Consider the following 17,814-nt stretch of genomic DNA (forward strand, 5'->3'; position numbering starts at 1 on the left):
CACACCGTCTCCGCATCGCATCCTTGCTGTTCAACCTGATCCGGGAGTTGTCTGACCATGGGCGTTGATACCGCGTTAATCTGGGCCATGATCATCCTATTCGGCGTCATGCTTTACGTGATTGCTGACGGGTTTGATCTGGGCATCGGGCTGCTGTTTCCTTTCATCCGCGACAAGCGTTCCCGAGACCGCATCATGCACAGCGTGGCCCCGGTCTGGGACGGCAACGAGACCTGGCTGGTGATGGGCGGCGCCGGTCTGCTGGCCGCTTTCCCCCTGGCCTACTCCACCATCCTCAGTGCGCTCTACATCCCGATCCTGCTCATGCTCACCGGTCTGATCCTCCGCGGCGTGGCGTTCGAAGCGCGCCTGAAGGCCCGTGACCGCAGCCTTCACCTGTGGGATAAGGCGTTCTCTGGTGGCTCCCTGCTGGCCACGTTCTTTCAGGGCATCATCCTCGGCGCCTACATCGAGGGCATTCCCATGGAGGGCGACGCCTTCGCCGGCGGCCCCTGGGACTGGATCACGCTGTTCGCCCTGTTTTGCGGCGGGGGCCTGGTGGTGACCTACGCGCTGCTGGGCTCCACCTGGCTGATCATGAAGACCGAAGGTGAGCTGCAGGCCGTCGTCCGCAACGTCAGTCGACCGTTGACTCTGGTTCTGGTCCTGTTCATGGCCGGCGTGTCGGTGTGGACACCGCTCGCGCATCCGAATATTGCCGAGCGCTGGTTCACGCTGCCCAACCTGTACTGGCTCGCCCCACTTCCCGCCGTCACCGGTTTGGCCTGCGTAGGCCTCTACCGCTCAGTACGACATGCCGAAGTGATGCCATTCGTGATGACACTGGTCGTCATCGCCCTGGGCTACCTGGGTCTGATCGTCAGCCTCTGGCCCAACGTGATCCCGCCCGACGTCAGCATCTGGGAAGCGTCATCCCCCGCCGCCAGCCAGGGCTTTGCGCTGGTGGGCACGCTGCTGATCGTCCCCATCATCCTGGTTTACTCGGCGTGGTCCTACTACGTCTTCCGCGGCAAGGTACAAGACGATGAAGGCTACCACTAGGCACACCCTCGGCCGCTGGCTGTGGCTGGTCGGTATCTGGTCGGTGAGCGTGCTGTCGGTGTTCATCGTCAGCGCCCTGCTCAAACTACTGATACCGGGATAATAGGCTATCGCTTCGTGATGTTTGGTAACCACCGGCTCCGGAGGCCGCCATCCGCTCTATAATGGCGGCGAGTGCATCAAGGAAGGTGATTATGAAAGCGTTCACGATTCTGTGCCTTGCCCTGTTGGCAGCGGGCTGCGGCGGCTCTTCGTCTGACAGCAGCGCCTCGGCGTCGACCGGTGATCAAGCCGGACCCGCCCCCGTTACCGGCGGCGACTGGTATCAGCCGGTACCGCTGACCACCTGGCAGTGGCAACTGCAAGGGACCGTCAACGAAAGCTATGCCGTTGAGATGTACGACATCGACCTGTTCGATGCGGACATCTCAGTGATCCAGTCACTCCAGGCCAGCGGCAAGAAGGTGATCTGCTACTTCTCCGGCGGCTCCTACGAAAACTGGCGCGACGACGCCGGGGCGTTCGACGACGCGGATCTGGGTAACGCCCTCGACGGCTGGGACGGCGAACGCTGGTTGGATATCCGCAACCAGAACGTGCGCGACATCATGGCCGCACGGCTGGATGTCGCCGTCGACAAGGGCTGCGATGGCGTGGAACCGGACAACATGGACGGCTACACCAACGATCCGGGGTTCGATGTCACCGCCGCCGACCAGCTCGACTACAACCGCTGGCTGGCCAACGCGGCGCATACACGGGAATTGGCCGTCGCCCTCAAGAACGACCTGGCCCAGGTCGGAGACCTGGTCGACTATTTCGATTTCGCCGTCAACGAGCAATGCTTCGAGTACGACGAGTGCGACAAGCTGCAGCCGTTCATCGACGCCAACAAAGCCGTTTTCAACGCCGAGTACCTGGACGCTTACCGGACCAACACAGCCCAGCGCAACGCCCTGTGCACGGCCAGCGTCAACCGCCAGTTCAGCACCCTCATTCTCGACCTGGAGCTGGACGACAGCTATCGCGAAAGCTGCAACTGAACGCGGAGCCACGTTGACCCCGGCGGCCACCAATCGGACAATTCAACGGCCATCCGCCTTTTACCGACGACGTCGACCGACACAGGCCCTTCGCGATGCCGACCCAACGATTCCGGGCCCCGCTGCTGCTGGCTCTCTCCGCCAGCCCGCTGCTGGGCGCCGCGCAAACCACCGAACTGAACAGCATCACCGTGACCTCCGGCCGCCTGGAGCGGGAACTCTACGACACGCCCGCCGCCACCTCGGTGGTCGAAGAGGACGCCATCGCCCAGGGCCAACAGCGGCTCAAGCTGGACGAATCCCTGGGCCAGGTGCCCGGCGTATTCCTGCAGAACCGGGAGAACTACGCCCAAGGGGAGCGGGTATCGATCCGCGGTTTCGGCGCCCGGGCGGCGTTCGGGGTCCGCGGCGTGACGGTGCTGGTGGACGGCATCCCCTACACCCTGCCCGACGGCCAGGCGCAACTCGATGCCATCGACCTGAACACCGCCGAAAGCATCGAGGTGATCCGCGGTCCGGCGTCGGTGCTCTACGGTAACGCCGCCGGCGGTGTGCTCAGCGTCACCACGCCCGACGGTCGCCGCCAGCCGGATCACACCACCCTGCGACTGGAAGGCGGCAGCGACGGCTATGGCCAGTTTGCCGCCGGCAACAGCGGCGAAAATGGCCCCTGGTCGCACAACCTCAGCGTCTCGGCCCTGAATACCGACGGCTACCGTGATCACAGCCACGTGGAGAAGTACCTGCTCAACGGTAAGCTGCGACGCGATCTGGGCGATGACCGGGCGCTCACTGCCGTATTCAATCTGCTCGACAACCCGCGCTCGGAGGATCCAGGCGCCCTGACCGCCGAACAGGTCGAGGAAGATCGCGAGCAGGCCGGCCGTTTCACCGAGGAGTACGACACCGGCCAGAGCGTCGACCAACAGGTGCTGGGGCTGCAATACCAGGACCTTTCCGCCGGCCCGGGCGAATGGTACGTCAAGACGTTCTACCTGCGCCGTAACTTCAAGCAGCAGCTGCCCTACCCCGGCGACAGCCTGATCCATTACGACCGCGACTACTTCGGCGCCAGCACCGAGTACCGCCAGTCGTTGGCGCTGGGCGGACGGCCGCTGCGCTATGTCGCCGGCGTGGAAGCGCGCCGCCAGCGCGACGATCGCGGCCGCCGCGAGGTCTCCTTCGCCGGCGACATCGGCGGGCTCACCGCCGACGAGGTGCAGACCGCCACCGCCGTCGGCGCCTTCGCCCAGACCGACCTGGACCTGACCGACAAGCTGACCCTGTCCCTGGGCGGCCGTTTCGACCGCGTCGAGCTGGCCGTGGACGACCACTTCCCCAGCGACGGCAACCAGAGTGGTGAACAGACCTTCCGCGAGTGGAGCGGCTCGGCCGGGCTGAGCTACCGCTACCGGCCGTTCCACCAGGTGTACGCCAACGTCAGCACGGCTTTCGAGACGCCCACCTTCTCGGAATTCGCCAACCCCAGCGGCGTGGGCGGCTTCAATCCCGACATCGAGCCGCAGCAGTCGCTCAACCGCGAACTGGGCCTGCGCGGCGATCTCGGCTACGGCGTGGATTACGACGTCACCCTGTTCTGGGTGGACGTGCGCGACGAACTGATCCCCTACGAGCTGCCCGGCGACAACGACCGCACCTTCTACCGCAACGCCGGCGATACCAGCCGCAAGGGCGTCGAGCTGGCTCTGGGCTGGCGCTTCGCGCCCCAATGGCGAGTGGAGTCGGCACTGACGCTGGCGCGCTACCGCTTCGACGACTACACCGCCAACGGCAACGACTACGACGACAACCGCATCCCCGGTCTGCCGGAGCGGACCTGGAACACCGAGCTGCACTGGAACGGCGCCGGCGAGCGTTTTGCCGCCCTCGAGACCCGCTACGTGGGCGATATGAAAGCCGACGACGCCAACACCGTGGAGGTCGATGACTACTGGTTGCTGGGTCTGCGTGGCGGGGATGGCTGGTACGTCGGGCGCGACACCTTACTCAAGGCGTACGCCGGCATCCGCAACCTGCTGGACGAGGACTACTTCGCCAACGTACGCATCAACGCCAGCAACGACCGTTATTTCGAGCCGGCGTCTGGGCGCACCTGGTACGCCGGGATTGAACTGACGTTCTAGTAGTGTCCCGTTAGCCCCTCCAGGCCTCCATCCGCGCCTCCAGTTGCCGGAACCGGCGCGTGTAGTGGATCACCCAGCCACCGATCCAGCCGATCACACTGCCCAGCACGATGTCGAAGAAACGGTCCGAAGAAACGGGTCAGAGCGAGATTATCGGGGGAGGCGGCCGCAGGTGTTGCCAGAGACCAGCCCGGAGCGGACCAGCCGCTCGCCCTGCCGTCGTCGGTGCCCGGAGAATACCCCATGGCATCGACGGATTTGTCGAAGCGCCCTTCACGGAGCGCTGATCGATTTGTATACTGAAGTCGCTTTGCGAACACAAGTTCGTTATTCGAACACGGCAAGCCGTTCAACAACACAACAAGGCCGGAGCCACCCATGAACAAGAAACTCAAGCAATACGTACCCTACGCCCTCGCCCTGTCGCTGGCCGGGACCGCGCTAAGCGCCCAGGCGGCCACCACCCTGCGCGTCGCCCATTTCTTCCCGGCCGCGTCGGACGTCAACCAGAACCTCTTCAAGGCCTGGGCCAATGCCGTCGAGGAAGACTCCAACGGCCAGCTGCGCGTGCAGATGTTCCCATCAGGCACCCTGGCCAAGGCCGACGCCATCTATGAAGCGGCGGCCAACGGCATCGCCGATGTCGGCATCACTGTCCAGGGCTACACCGCCGGACGCTTCCCGCTGACCCAGATCGTCGAGCTGCCGGGCATCGCCCCCACCGCCGCGGCCGGCGCCTGCGTGCTGCAGACCCTCTACGACGAGGGCCACCTGGACGACGAATACGCCGATACCCATCCGCTGTTCATGTTCACCACCGGCCCTGGCTTCGTACACACCAAGGACACCCTGGTGGAAACGCCGGAAGACCTGGCCAGTCTGCGCATCCGCCGGCCCACGTCCCTGGTGGGCGACATGCTGACCGATATGGGAGCCACCCCGGTAGGCATGCCGGCGCCGGACATCTATACCTCCATGCAGCGCGGCGTGATCGACGGTGTCAGCCTGCCCTGGGAAGGCATCAAGACCTTCCGCCTCAATGAGCTGGCCACCCAGCACACCCAGGTTCCGTTCTATTCCCTGGGGCTGATCGCCACCATGAACCAGCGCACCTACGACCGCCTGAGCCCGGAGGAAAAAGCCGCCATCGACGCCAATTCCGGCATGAAGTGGGCGGAGAATGCCGGCGAGGTGTTCAATGAACTGGACCGCCAGGGCAAGGAAGAAGCGGTCGAAGCCGGCCACACCATCCTGGAAATCGAGGAACCGCTGGAGAACCCGGACTGGCAGGGCCCGCTCACGGCGGGCATCGAGAGTTACCTGGGCAAGCTGGAAGAGCGCGGTCTGCCAGCCCGCGAGGTCTATCAGGCAGCCCAGGCCGCCAGCAACGCCTGCACCAGCGGTCAATAACGCACCGCTTCGGAAAGGGGGCGCCCCGCGCCCCCTTCCGTCACGCGTTGCGCCTCCGTGCCGGAGGCCGCGGCGCGCCCTTGTATTCACCCGCCGCCTCTCCTTTATTGAAGGATACCCGACGAGCGTCCGGCGCCGGACGGCTATGACATGTACGTGCCAGCGGCCCGGCCATGGCACCGCCCGACAAGGCCGACGTGGATTTCGAATGGATAATAAGGAAGCATACGATTAGGCGACGTGCGATCCGGGTCGACAGTTTTGTCAATGCGCTCTTCACGAAACACTGAACGATTTGTATACTCGAACTCGGCTTGCGAACATAAGTTCGTTATTCGAACAAAGACAGACCAAACTATAAGAGCAATCTACAAGACCAAAAGGCCGGAGCCACTCATGCATAACAAACTCAAGAAGTACCTACCGTTTGCCCTCGCCCTGTCCGTAGCAGGCGTATCGGCGACCGCCCAGGCGGCCTCCACGCTGAGAATGTCCCATTTCTGGCCCGCCGCATCGGGCATCAACCAGGACATCTTCGAGCAATGGATCGACGCCGTGGAAGCCGACTCCAACGGTGAGCTGCGCGTCCAGAACTTCCCGTCCGGCACCCTGACCAAGGCCGACGATGCCTACGAGGGCGCGGTCAACGGCATCTCCGACATCGCCATCACCGCCCAGGGCTACACCGCGGGCCGTTTCCCGCTGTCCCAGATTGTGGAACTGCCGGGCGTGGCCAGCACCGCCAGCCAGGGTGCCTGTGTGCTGCAGACCCTGTATGACGACGGCCAGATCGCCAGCGAGTACGAAGACACCCACGTGCTCTTCATGTTCACCACCGGTCCGGGCTACATCCATACCCGTGACACGCTGGTCGAGAAGCCTTCCGACCTGGACGGCCTGCGCATCCGCCGTCCCACCGCCGTGGCCGGGGATATCCTGGAGAACATGGGCGCCAGCCCGGTGGGCATGCCCGCGCCGGATATCTACACCTCCATGCAGCGTGGCGTCATCGATGGCCTGAGCTTTCCCTGGGAAGGCATGAAGGTGTTCCGTCTCAACGAGCTGGCCGAATACCACACCGAAGTGCCCTTCTACTCGCTGATCTTCGTGGCCACCATGAACCAGCGCAGCTACGACCGCCTGAGCCCGGAACAGAAGGCTGCCATCGACGCCAACTCCGGCATGAAGTGGGCGGACAAGGCCGGCGCCGTGTTCAACGGTCTGGACAAGGCCGGCAAGCAGGCCGCGAAAGACGCCGGCCACACCATCAAGGTGGTGGAGAACCCGCTGGACGACCCGCAGTGGCAGGCTCCGCTGAAGAAAGGAATCGAAGACTACCTCTCAGGACTCGAGGAGCGCGGACTGACCCAGGCCCACGACGTTTACCAGGCCGCGCTGGCAGCACGCCAGAGCTGCGCCGACTGATATTCCGGAGATAGTCATGCAACGACGGATTGAAAGCTTCAGCCGTCAGCTCGCGACCCTGTGCTGGATCATCGCCGGCATCGCCCTGGTGGCCCTGCTCGGGGTCACCATCGCCGATGTGGCGACGCGCTACCTGTTCCGGCTCACCGACGGCGCCATCGCGCTGCGGGTGACCGGCAGCGTCGAGCTGGTCAGCTACCTGCTGTTGTGTTCCCTGTTGGCGTCCATGGCGGCCAACGTGGAAAAAAGCCAGGTGGTGGTCGAAGCCCTGACACATAACCTGTCGGAGGCCATCAAGTCGCGCCTGCACGGGATTTACCTGCTGGGTTTTGCGGCCCTGGGCCTGGTCATTTTCATCGGCCTGCTCAACTCGGCCGAAGGCGCCGCCAAGCACGGCGAAGTGACCCAGGACCTGCGCCTGCCGATGAGTCCGATCTACTACGCCGCCGCCGCGATGAGCTTCCTGCTGGGTCTGCGCGCGTTGATCGAGTCCATCCTCAGTGTCGTTTTCGGTACCCACGCGGAGGTGTCCCATGGCGAGTGAAATGATTGGCGCCATCGGCCTCGGCGCCCTGCTCGTACTGATGGTGTTGCGGGTCCCCGTTGCACTGACCATGCTGATTGTCGGCTTCGTCGGCTTCGCCCAGGTGATCACCTGGGACGCGGCGATCGCCCAGCTCAAGACGGTACCGGTGGAAGTACTGTCCAACTACAGCTTCAGCGCCATTCCCATGTTCATCCTGATGGGCGTGCTGGCGGCGCATTCCGGCATGGCCGGCAAGCTGTTCCATTCCACGCGCACCATCTGCGGCGGCTGGAAAGGCGGCCTGGCGATCGCGGCCGTGGGGTCGTGCGGAATCTTCTCCGCCATCTCCGGTTCCTCCCTGGCCACGGCCAGCACCATGACCCGCGTTGCCTTGCCGGAAATGGAGCGCTACGGCTATAACCGTGGCCTTGCCACCGGCGCCCTGGCGGCGGGCGGCACCCTGGGTATCATGATCCCGCCCAGCATCGCGCTGCTGATCTACGCCATCCTGACCGAGCAGTCCGTGGGCGACATGTTCATGGCCGGCCTGGTACCAGGCCTGATGGGGCTGGTGCTGTATGCGGTGACCATCAGCGTGGTGATGCGCCTCAAACCATCCCTGGCGGTGGCCGGCGAGCGCACCAGCTGGACCGAGAAGCTGCTGTCCCTGTCCGGGCTGGCGCCGTTCTTCGCGGTGTTCCTGCTGATCATCCTGGGCATCTACTACGGCCTGTTCACCCCCACCGAGGGGGCTAGCGTTGGCGCCTTCGCCACCCTGGTGTACGCGGTCATCAAGGGGCTGCGCACCCGCGAGCTGTGCCAGGCGGTCAAGGAAACCCTGGCGCTGTCCACCGTCGTGTTCTTCATGCTGGTGGGCGCGGAAATGCTGGGCTACTTCATTTCCGTCTCACGCATCTCCTTCTCGATCAGTGACCTGCTGTTCAACGCCGATCTGGCCCCGATGGTGGTCATCCTGTGCATCCTGGCCCTGTACCTGTTGCTGGGCATGTTCATGGACTCCATCGCCATGCTGGTGATCACCGTGCCGGTGGTGTACCCGATCGTTCAGTCCCTGGGCATCGATCCGGTCTGGTTCGGCATCGTCACCGTGCTGACCATTGAGCTGGGGCTGATTACGCCACCGGTGGGCATGAACGTGTTCGTGATCAAGGCCATGGCGCCCCACGTCAAACTGGGGGAAATCTTCCGCGGCGTATCGCCGTTCATCGTCTCGGATTTCCTGCGCCTGGCCCTGCTGCTGGTATTCCCGGCTCTGGTCACCGTCTTCCTGGTCTGATCCGGAAGACACACCCTTCCCCGTTGCGCCCGGGACCTCTGGTTCCGGGCTTTTTTGTGTCCGACGGGCGACCGCCCTACCCTTCGTCGCCATGGCGCAACCGGAACGCCTTGGGCGTCATGCCGGTGAGGCGCTTGAAGAAGCGGGTGAAGTAGGCCGGTTCGGAGAAACCCAGCAGGTCGGACACCTGGCTGATGGTGAGGTTGGTGTAGGTGAGGTTGCGCTTGGCTTCCAGCAGCACCCGTTCGTGCAGAAGCTGCAGGGCGCTGGCGCCGGTCTCGCGACGGCACAGGGCATTGAGGTGGGCGGCGGTGATGCCCAAGGATTCGGCGAACCACTCCACCCGCGGCTGGCTCAGAAAGTGGCTCTCGATCAGGGCCTGGAAGTCGCGCACATGCCCTTCCGAACGCTCCGAGCGACTGCCGGTTTGCGGTGCCGGTTCCATGGCCTGGCCGCCGCGCTCCTTGCGCCGCATCAACTGGGTCACCAGCGCCTGGATCAGGCCGTGCAGCGCCATCTCCCGGCCGGCGGCCGGGTGCCGGTATTCTTCGGCGACTTCCTCCACCAGGCGCTGTATCCGTTCGGCCAAACCGGCCTCGTGCAGCGGATAAAAGCCGGCGCGAGTCAACACCGGCGCTACCGGCCCGGGCCAGGCGACGAGATGTTCCGCCAGTGGTCGCGCCAGGGTAATGATGTGGCCGTCGGTGTCCCGACTGAACCGGAAGCCGTGGATGGTCATGGCCGGAATGACGATGAACACCGGCCCCGCCACCTGATGTTCCAGCCCTTCCAGTTCCAGCGTCAGCTGCCCCTCCCGGATATGCAGCACGTGCACCAGATCAGCGTGGCGGTGGGTGCGGATGTGCCAGTCGTGCAGCCGGCTGCGGGCGGCGATGGATTCGCAGTGCAGTAAATCCGGCGTCGGCCACTGTCGGGTTTCCCCGTACAGCTTGAACACCGGGATCTGCTCCATGTCCGCTGCCGGCCGGACCGGTTTCGTCACCATGCCGCCTCCACGTTCGCTCGTCATCAAATCCCGCAAAAGTCCAATTCTTTGTTCAGATTTTGCCTTATATCCCAGCGCATTTCCCGGAAAACTACAAGCAACAACGAGATCAAGAACGACCGAGGTACACCGATGAAAACAACAATTGCCATCATTGGCGCCGGACCGTCCGGCCTGCTCCTGGGCCAGCTCCTGCAGCGCCAGGGCATCGACAACGTCATTCTGGAACGCCGCAGCGGCGAGTACGTGCTCAGCCGCATCCGCGCCGGCGTGCTCGAACAGGGCACCGCCGATCTGCTGCGCGAAGCCGGCGCCAGCCAGCGCATGGACGCCGAGGGCCTGCCCCACGACGGCGTCGAGCTGGCCTTCAACAACCGCCGCGTGCGCGTCGACCTCAAAGGGCTGACCGGTGGCAAGTCGGTGATGGTCTATGGCCAGACCGAAGTCACCCGCGACCTGATGGAAGCCCGCGAAGCCAGCGGCGGCCAGACCCTCTACGAAGCGGACAACGTGAAGCTGCACGACGTCGACTCCGACGCTCCCTACGTCACGTTCGAGAAAGACGGCGAGAGCCTGCGCCTGGACTGCGACTACATTGCCGGTTGCGACGGTTTCCACGGCGTCTCGCGCCAGAGCATCCCGGAAGACCGCATCCGCACCTTCGAGAAGGTCTATCCGTTCGGCTGGCTGGGCCTGCTGTCCGACACACCGCCGGTCTCGGACGAGCTGATCTACGCCCACCACGAACGTGGCTTTGCCCTGTGCAGCCAGCGCTCGGCCACCCGCAGCCGTTACTACGTGCAGGTGCCGCTGGACGAGAAAGTGGAAGACTGGTCCGACGAGCGCTTCTGGGACGAGCTCAAGCGCCGCATTCCCGAGGACGCCGCCGCCAATCTGGTGACCGGCCCGTCGCTGGAGAAGAGCATCGCGCCGCTGCGCAGCTTCGTCACCGAACCGATGCAGTACGGCCGCCTGTTCCTGGTGGGCGACGCCGCCCACATCGTGCCGCCGACCGGTGCCAAGGGGCTGAACCTCGCCGCCAGCGACGTCCACAGCCTGTACCATCTGCTGATGAAAGTGTGCCACGAAGGCCGCACGGACCTGATCCCCAACTACTCCCGGGCCTGCCTGAGCCGGGTCTGGAAGTCCGAGCGTTTCTCCTGGTGGATGACGTCCCTGCTGCACCGCTTCGAGGGCCAGGACGAGTTCGAATACCGCCTGCGCCAGGCGGAGCTGGACTACCACACCAGCACGGAAGCCGGCCTTCGGGTCATTGCCGAGAACTACGTGGGCCTGCCCTACGAGTCCATCGAGTAATCCGTAACGCGGCGCACGGCATCAGGCTGTGCGCCGCTCCCCATCAGACGCCGCCTGCCCCCCGGCTTCCGCTTTCCGCCGCGTGCCATAGGTTCGATGCAGGATCAGGTAGGCCGCACTGCCGATCACCACGCCCCAGAACGCCGAGGACAGACCGAACAGCGACATGTTCGACGCGGTGGCGATGAAGGTGATGGCCGCCGCCTCGCGGTGACTTTCCTCTCCCAGCGCCGACACCAGGTTGCCGGCGATCGCGCCGATCAGCGCCAGCCCCGCCAGCACGGTGACGAAGGCGTCCGGCAGGGATGTGAACAGACTCACGATGGAACCGGCGAACAGCCCGCCCACCAGATAGAACAGCCCGTTGGCGATGCCCGCCACGTAGCGTTTGTCCGGGTCCTGGTGCGCGTCCCTGCCGGTACACAGCGCCGCGGTGATCGCAGCAACCACCGTGGTGATGCCGCCAAACAGGGCGAACGGCAGGGACACCAAGCTGGTGACGCCAATGATCGGCCGTGCTGGTGTGCGATAGCCGGCGCCGCGCAGGATCGCCATGCCGGGCAGGAACTGACCGGTGAGGCTGACCAGCACCAGCGGCAGCGCCAGGCTCAGGGTGGCGTGCAGGGTCCACTCCGGTGCGATCACCTGGGGCACCGCAATCGACCACTCAACCGCCGACAGGGAGGCACCTTCCAACGTGACGGCCAACGCAACCCCCGTCACCAGCAGCAGGACCAGCGCGTAGCGCGGCGCCAGCCGCCGGAACACCAGGTAAGCCAGTACCATGCCCACCGCCAGGGCCGGCGTGGTTTCGATGGCCTGGAAGGCGCCCAGCCCGAACTGGAACAGGATGCCCGCCATCATGCCGGCGGCGATGCCTTTCGGAATACGGCGCACCAGCCCGTCGAACAGACCGGTCACGCCGATCAGGAAGATGATCACGGCGGCGGTGATGTAGGCCCCCACCGCTTCGTTCAGGGACAGGGACGGAAACAGCGTCACCAGCAGCGCGGTGCCAGGCGCCGACCAGGCGGTCACCACCGGCACCTTGAGCCAGACGCTGAGCAGGATGCCGGACAACGCCGCGGCGATGGAAATGGCCCAGACCCAGGACGTCATCATGGCCGGTGAAATGCCGGCGCTGTCACCGGCCTGGAAAAAGATGGCCAGCGGCCCGGAATAGGATATCAATACCGCCAGGAAACCGGCGGTCACCGCTGAGATCGACCAGTCTCGAAACATCGGGTTCACTCTCCTCGGGTCAGAAACGAAAACGGCCCCGGAGGCCGTGAAACCGCCGGGGCAAAGTGGGGCTTGCGAACAAAGAGGAGCCCCAGTGACCGTCAGGTATTGCCGGACAGGGCGGTCGCCGGCCGCACGTCGGGCGTCGCCGGCTTGCGTTCACGATCCACCAGCAGCATGGCCAGGGTGGCGATCGCGCCCGGCACCGCCAATGCCAGGAAGTTCATGTGATGCGGCAGGGCCAGCGCCAGCAGCGCGCCACCCAGCAGCGGCCCGACGATGGCGCCGTTGCGGCCGATGCCGGAGGCCCAGCCCAGGCCGGTGGAACGGATCGCCGCCGGGTAGTATTGCGCCACATAGGCGTAAAGCAGGATCTGCGAGCCGATGGTGGTGGCCCCGGCAATGCCGACCAGCGTGTACAGCAGCCACATCGGGCTTTCGTGGCCCAGCATGATCAGCGACGCGGAGCCGAGGACGAAAAAGCTGACCAGCACCTTGCGCAGGGACAGACGATCCGCGAGCCAGCCGCCACCCACCGCACCGACGATGGCGCCGACGTTGAGGATCATCAGGAACATCAGGCTGGAGCTGAGACCGTAGCCGGCCATGGACATCAGCTTGGGCAGCCAGGAGCCCAGTGCGTAGACCATCAACAGGCAGGTGAAGAAGGCGGTCCAGAACATCAGGGTGCTCATGGTACGGCCGTTGCGGAACAGCTCCACCACCGGCGCCTGGTCGGATTCGGCTGGCGGCAGGGCCAGGGTGTCCTGTTCACGGATGTTGGATTCCGGCGAAATGGCCCGGACGATGGCGCGCACCTCGTCCTCACGGCCCTGTTTCTTCAGGAACGCCACCGAATCCGGCAGGTAGCGCATCACCAGCGGCAGCATCAGCAGCGGCACCACGGCCAGGTAGAACATCACTTCCCAGCCGAAGGTGGGGACGATCCAGATGCCCAGGCCGGCGGACATCATGCCGCCCACGGCATAGCCGCTGAACATCAGCGCCACCAGGGTGCTGCGCTTGCGTTTCGGGGCGTACTCGGTCATCAGGGCGACCACGTTGGGCATCACCCCGCCGATGCCGAGCCCGGCGATGAAGCGCAGGATGCCGAACTGCCAGGGCGTGGAGGCAAAGCCGTTAACCACCGTGGTGACACTGAACAGCACCACGCACAGGATAATCACCTTCTTGCGCCCCCAGGCGTCGGACAGCATGCCGAAGCCCATCGCGCCGAACATCATGCCGAACAGGGCGGCACTGCCCAGGGCGCCAGCGGCCATGGGGCTGAGTTGCCACTGTTCCATCAGCAGCGGCAGGACGACCCCGTAGATCACCAGGTCGTAACCGTCGAAAATGATGATGAGGGTGCACCAGAACAGTACGTTCCAGTGGAACTTGGTAAAGCGCGCGTGGTCGACCACGCGGTTGACGTCGATCGTATTCATTTCTGTTGTGCTCCACTACTTGTTGTTGTCGGGAGCCCGCCCGCAGGCGGGGAACAGCTTGGTTTGTCGGATGCGTTGTGTTTTCCGGGTCTCTCTCACGTCCCGCCGGTCAGCCCAGGTCTCCCCCGGCCACCGGCAGGACCGTTCCGGTGATGTAGCTGGCGTCGTCCGAGGCCAGGAACAGGATGGCTCCGGCCTGCTCGTCGAGCGTGCCGTAGCGATGCATCAGGCAGGACGCTTTGGTCTGGTCGATATGGGCCTGGAACCAGGCTTTTTCCTGCGCGTTCGTGGCTTCCGGCGTACCGCGCGAGATCCGCCGCGGCGGCGCTTCGGTACCGCCCGGCGCGGTGGCCACGACGCGGATGCCGTGCTCGGCATACTCGAAGGCCAGCGACGCGGTAATCGCGTTGACTCCCCCCTTGGCGGCCGAGTACGGAATCCGGTGGATGCCCCGGGTCGCGGCGGAGGAGACGTTGACGATCACGCCGCCCTGCTGGGCGACCATGGCCGGCAGCACCGCCCGGCAGCACCACAACGTGGGCATCAGCGAGCGGGTGATCTCGGCGCTGATCTCGGTGTCGGAAAACTCGGTGAACGGCTTGAAGTTGATCGCCCCGCCCACGTTGTTCACCAGCACGTCGATCCGGCCGAAGTGGGACAGGGCCCTGTCGGCAATCCCGTTGGCGCCGTCCCAGGTTTCCAGATCGGCCTGCAGGGCAATGGCCTCGGCCCCGGTTTCGGTCAGCTCGGCGACCAGCTCGAGGACCAGATCGGAGCGGTCCACCAGGGCCAGTCGCGCGCCCTCGGCGGCGGCCCGCTCGGCGACCCGCCGCCCGATCCCCTGGGCGGCGCCGGTGATCACCATCACCTTGTCCTGGAAACGCAGGCTCATGCGACTTTCTCCTTGGCGGCCGGTGCGCTCGGGGTGAACTTCTCGTAGTGGAACGAGTTGGGTTCAATGCCCTCGTCACGGAAGTACCCCAGCACCGCGTCCACCATCGGCGGCGGCCCGCACAGGTAGACGTCCACATCGCCATCGGCCAACGGCGCGCCGTCCATATGCTGGGTGACGTAGCCCTTGCGCGGGTGGTCGCTGGCCTCGCCCGACACACAGGTGGTGTAGGTGAAGTTGTCCAGTTCGGCGGCGAACGCATCCAGGGCATCAAGGCCAACCAGATCGTCGTCGTTGGTGACGCCATAGATCAGGTGTACCGGCTGGTCGCTGGGGTTCGCTTTAAGGTGCTTGAGCATCGACAGCAGCGGCGCCAGACCGGTCCCACCGGCCAGCATCAGCACCGGGCGCTCCACCGCGCGCAGGTAGAAGCTGCCCATGGGGCCGGTGAGCGTGAGCGTATCGCCGGTGCGGGCGGTGCCCACCAGGTAGCTGCTCATCAGGCCGCCCGGCACGTTGCGGATCAGGAAGCTGAGATCGCGACTGCCGGGCTCGGAACTGAACGAGTACGCCCGGGTCTCCTCGGTGCCTGGCACCTGGATATTGACGTACTGGCCCGGCAGGAAGCCGATGTCGTCATCGGCGCTGAGCTTCAGCTCGATGGTGGTACTGGACACCAGGTTGACTTCCGCCACGGTCGCCGCCACTTCGGCGATGCCGGTCTTGCACAGGGTCGAGGCCGCCGGCACCTCCACCACGCAGTCGCTGGAGGGCACCATCTGGCAGGTCAGCACCATGCCCTGCTCGGCTTCCTCGTCGGACAGGGCTTCGTCGATGTACTCGTCGCCCATGTCGAACGCGCCCTGGTGGCAGCGGCCCTTGCAGGTGCCGCACACGCCGTCGGAGCAATCCATCGGCAGGTTGATCTGGTTGCGGTAGGCCGCATCCAGCACGGTTTCCCCGTCGTTGCAGTCGATGAAGCGGGTGACCCCGTCTTCGAAGTTAAGCGCGATGTTGTAACTCATGATGTTGCCCTCCCATCAATCCAGGCTGGTTGACGCCCTCACAGGTGATAGACGTCGAGTACCTGGTTGATGCAGTCATTGATCAGAACGATCCGCTTCTCGCGGATCAGCGGCCGCTCGCCGGTAACGTCCAGGGTGTAGAAGGACGTGCCGTAGTATTCGGCGGACTGCTTGTAGCGATAGGCCTTGGTCAGCCAGTTGAAGCGCAGCTTCACCTCGTTGTCGTCCTGGGACAGGATCTCCAGGTTGCTGGTGAAGTGCGTGGTGCGCGGCTCCGGCAGTGAGCTGGCACCCGAGCGCTCGGTCTTCAGGCGGAATACCCGGTCTTCCAGGCCGTCCTTGTTCGGGTAGTAGATCAGCGAGATCTCGGTCTGCGGGTCCTCGGTCAGCTCGTCGTCGTCGTCCCAGGCCGGCATCCAGTAGGTGACGTCCGGGTGGTAGCACTCGAGCCACTTGTCCCACTCGCGGTCGTCCAGGAAACGGGCCTCGCGGATGATGAACTGCTCGATGTCGTGGTAACTCAGGCTCATGCCGTGCCCTCCTTTTCACCTTCTGTTTCACCGTCGGATGCCGCCATCGGGATGAAGCGCGCCTTCTCGGCCGCAATCGCCCGGCTCATTTCGTCCTGCCAGTGCTGGTGGTGGTTGACGTAGAGGCCCTCGTCCTCCGGCTTGGCACCGCTCATGATCGGTTTCATGTCGAGCTGGTTGGCGTGCTCGTCCGGGCCGTCGATCCAGTGCGCCGCGCCACGACTCATGTCGTTCCAGCGCATATCGCGGGCTTCATAGCCGTTCTGGCAACCGCGGAACTCTTCCAGATCGTCCGGCGTGCCCATGCCGGACACGTTGAAGAAATCCTCGTACTGCCGGATGCGCTTGGCGCGCAGCTCGGCCGGCTCGTTCCTGGGGCCGAAGGCGTAGATGGTGATCTCGGTCTTGTTGACGTCGATCGGACGGGCCACCCGGATCTGGGTGGAGAACTGGTCCATCAGGTACACGTTCGGGTACAGGCACAGGTTCTTGGTAGTGCGCACGATGGAGTCGGCACGGGCCTCGCCGTAGGTCTCCTGCAGACGCTCAAGCTGGCTGAAGATGGGCCGCACCTCCGGGTTCAGCAGGCGCGTCCAGAGCATCATGTGGCCGTGCTCGAAGGAATAGAAACCGCCCTCGGCGGACCAGCTCTTGGCGTCCACCGCTTCGGTGCCGCCCTTGTCGTAGTTGCGCTGGCCCATGGTGGACAGGTAATTCCAGTGCACCGTGGAGACGTGGTAGCCGTCGGCGCCGTTCTCGGCGGTCAGCTTCCAGTTGCCCTCGTAGGTGTAGGTCGAGTTGCCGCGCAGGATCTCCAGGCCGTCCTCGGACTGGTCGACGATGTTGTCGATGATCTTGGTGGTCTCGCCCAGGTGCTCTTCCAGCGGCACCACGTCCGCATTCAGGCTGCCGAACAGGAAGCCACGATAGTTCTCGAACTTCGGCATCTGCTTCAGGTCGTGGGAGCCATCGGTGTTGAACTGCTCCGGGTAGCCGCCTTTCTTCTGGTCCTTGGCCTTGAGGAGCTTGCCGTCGTTGCGGAAGGTCCAGCCGTGGAACGGGCAGGTGAACGAGGTCTTGTTGCCGCGCTTCTTGCGGCACAGGGTCGCGCCCCGGTGCGAGCAGGTATTGAGGATCGCCTTCAGCTCGCCGTCTTTGGTGCGGGTGATCACCACCGGCTGGCGTCCCACCGTGACGGTGAAGTAATCGCCGGGCTCGCGGATCTGGCTCTCGTGCGCCAGGTAGACCCAGTTACCCTCGAAGATGTATTTCATCTCCAGTTCGAACAGGTCGCGGTCGGTGAAGATGCCGCGGTCGCACTGGTAACGGCCGGTTTCCGGGTCGGCGACGACCGCGTTGCGGACTTTCTCTTGCAGTTGATCAAGCTTGTTCGTCATCTCATCTCTCCTCTTGTTCTTGTGATGGCCGGGCGGGCCTGGCTGTTTTT

16 protein-coding genes are annotated in these 17,814 nt (G+C 64.6%); 9 read left to right on the forward strand and 7 right to left on the reverse strand.

Translation table 11 applies throughout. From position 1 onward, the window contains the following. The first annotated feature begins 57 nt into the window (after positions 1 to 57). The 8 genes from cydB (at position 58) to GQB00_RS19585 (ending at position 8,907) form a co-directional block, all read left to right on the forward strand. Positions 58 to 1,062, forward strand: coding sequence for a cytochrome d ubiquinol oxidase subunit II (gene cydB, locus GQB00_RS19550; protein WP_165857519.1), 1,005 nt, complete (start codon positions 58 to 60; stop codon positions 1,060 to 1,062). After that, complete coding sequence (locus tag GQB00_RS19555) at positions 1,046 to 1,165, forward strand: DUF2474 family protein (protein ID WP_165857520.1); 120 nt, start codon at positions 1,046 to 1,048, stop codon at positions 1,163 to 1,165. Before cydB ends, GQB00_RS19555 begins: the two co-directional genes overlap by 17 nt. A gap of 91 nt (positions 1,166 to 1,256) precedes the next feature. Continuing rightward, entirely contained in the window at positions 1,257 to 2,105 is an 849-nt protein-coding gene (locus GQB00_RS19560) for an endo alpha-1,4 polygalactosaminidase (RefSeq protein ID WP_165857521.1), read from the forward strand. A 95-nt stretch (positions 2,106 to 2,200) separates the two neighbouring features. Continuing rightward, a complete protein-coding gene (locus tag GQB00_RS19565) occupies positions 2,201 to 4,249 on the forward strand; it encodes a TonB-dependent receptor family protein (RefSeq protein ID WP_165857522.1) in 2,049 nt (682 codons plus the stop codon). Positions 4,250 to 4,627: 378 nt separating this feature from the next. Beyond that, entirely contained in the window at positions 4,628 to 5,659 is a 1,032-nt protein-coding gene (locus GQB00_RS19570) for a TRAP transporter substrate-binding protein (RefSeq protein WP_165857523.1), read from the forward strand. A gap of 396 nt (positions 5,660 to 6,055) precedes the next feature. Next, positions 6,056 to 7,084: a TRAP transporter substrate-binding protein gene (locus tag GQB00_RS19575; RefSeq protein WP_165857524.1), complete on the forward strand. Its 1,029-nt coding sequence runs from the start codon at positions 6,056 to 6,058 to the stop codon at positions 7,082 to 7,084. 16 nt (positions 7,085 to 7,100) lie between these two features. Further along, positions 7,101 to 7,628: a TRAP transporter small permease subunit gene (locus tag GQB00_RS19580; protein WP_111498022.1), complete on the forward strand. Its 528-nt coding sequence runs from the start codon at positions 7,101 to 7,103 to the stop codon at positions 7,626 to 7,628. Further along, a complete protein-coding gene (locus GQB00_RS19585) occupies positions 7,618 to 8,907 on the forward strand; it encodes a TRAP transporter large permease (RefSeq protein ID WP_165857525.1) in 1,290 nt (429 codons plus the stop codon). The genes GQB00_RS19580 and GQB00_RS19585 overlap by 11 nt, the downstream gene beginning before the upstream one ends. Before the next feature lie 76 nt (positions 8,908 to 8,983). Here the strand turns inward: GQB00_RS19585 and GQB00_RS19590 are convergent, their stop codons facing one another. Next, the gene (locus GQB00_RS19590; protein WP_207950880.1) at positions 8,984 to 9,913 is read right to left on the reverse strand and encodes a helix-turn-helix domain-containing protein; all 930 of its coding nucleotides are present in this window, start codon (positions 9,911 to 9,913) and stop codon (positions 8,984 to 8,986) included. A gap of 132 nt (positions 9,914 to 10,045) precedes the next feature. Between GQB00_RS19590 and pobA the strand changes: the two genes are divergently transcribed. Then, complete coding sequence (gene pobA / locus GQB00_RS19595; RefSeq protein WP_165857526.1) at positions 10,046 to 11,230, forward strand: 4-hydroxybenzoate 3-monooxygenase; 1,185 nt, start codon at positions 10,046 to 10,048, stop codon at positions 11,228 to 11,230. A 21-nt stretch (positions 11,231 to 11,251) separates the two neighbouring features. Here pobA and GQB00_RS19600 read toward each other — a convergent pair whose 3' ends face one another. The 6 genes from GQB00_RS19600 to GQB00_RS19625 form a co-directional block, all read right to left on the reverse strand. Then, positions 11,252 to 12,481, reverse strand: a complete 1,230-nt coding sequence (locus GQB00_RS19600) for a benzoate/H(+) symporter BenE family transporter (protein WP_322873920.1) — start codon at positions 12,479 to 12,481, stop codon at positions 11,252 to 11,254. A gap of 92 nt (positions 12,482 to 12,573) precedes the next feature. Beyond that, positions 12,574 to 13,920 carry an MFS transporter gene (locus GQB00_RS19605; protein WP_165857527.1) on the reverse strand — a complete coding sequence of 449 codons (1,347 nt, stop codon included), beginning with the start codon at positions 13,918 to 13,920 and terminating at the stop codon, positions 12,574 to 12,576. Between the two features lie 109 nt (positions 13,921 to 14,029). Beyond that, complete coding sequence (gene benD / locus GQB00_RS19610; RefSeq protein WP_165857528.1) at positions 14,030 to 14,812, reverse strand: benzoate diol dehydrogenase BenD; 783 nt, start codon at positions 14,810 to 14,812, stop codon at positions 14,030 to 14,032. Then, positions 14,809 to 15,837: a benzoate 1,2-dioxygenase electron transfer component BenC gene (benC, locus tag GQB00_RS19615; RefSeq protein ID WP_165857529.1), complete on the reverse strand. Its 1,029-nt coding sequence runs from the start codon at positions 15,835 to 15,837 to the stop codon at positions 14,809 to 14,811. Before benC ends, benD begins: the two co-directional genes overlap by 4 nt. Before the next feature lie 38 nt (positions 15,838 to 15,875). After that, a complete protein-coding gene (gene benB, locus GQB00_RS19620) occupies positions 15,876 to 16,367 on the reverse strand; it encodes a benzoate 1,2-dioxygenase small subunit (RefSeq protein ID WP_111498029.1) in 492 nt (163 codons plus the stop codon). Then, a complete protein-coding gene (locus GQB00_RS19625; RefSeq protein WP_165857530.1) occupies positions 16,364 to 17,764 on the reverse strand; it encodes a Rieske 2Fe-2S domain-containing protein in 1,401 nt (466 codons plus the stop codon). The genes benB and GQB00_RS19625 overlap by 4 nt, the downstream gene beginning before the upstream one ends. Positions 17,765 to 17,814: the final 50 nt, after the last annotated feature.

Origin of the sequence: Marinobacter sp. JSM 1782161 (genome assembly GCF_011421605.1) — a bacterium.
Classification (GTDB): domain Bacteria; phylum Pseudomonadota; class Gammaproteobacteria; order Pseudomonadales; family Oleiphilaceae; genus Marinobacter_A; species Marinobacter_A bohaiensis.